Consider the following 342-nt stretch of genomic DNA (forward strand, 5'->3'; position numbering starts at 1 on the left):
GGTTAGGAATACCGCCCATCAATGTCTGTGTTGTGTTTTATTTTGTGGTATGTGGAAGCTGTGGGGGGTGGTGGGGTTTATTAATTTGTTGATATGGGTGTGGGTTTGGTTGCGTGGTGTGGGGGGTTTTCTATTTATTTATATTTTTTGTTTTTTTTTGTTTTTTTTTTTTTTTTGTTTTGGTTGTGGTTTTTTTTTTTTTTTTTTTTTTTTTTTTTTTTTTTTTTTTTTTTTGTTTTGTTTTTTTTGTGGTGGGTTGTGTTTTTTTTTTGTGGGGGTTTGTTTTTGTTTGGAGTTGTTTTTTTGGTTGGGTTGGGGGGGTGGGGGGGGGGGGGGGGGGTA

The 342-nt window shown here is 35.7% G+C and carries 1 protein-coding gene; it reads left to right on the forward strand.

From position 1 onward, the window contains the following. Nucleotides 1-147 precede the first annotated feature (147 nt). On the forward strand, nt 148-342 hold a 195-nt coding region (locus PUR61_RS02585), incomplete at its 3' end, for a hypothetical protein (RefSeq protein ID WP_329875168.1).

The organism is Streptomyces sp. BE20, from assembly GCF_036322525.1.
Classification (GTDB): Bacteria; Actinomycetota; Actinomycetes; order Streptomycetales; family Streptomycetaceae; genus Kitasatospora.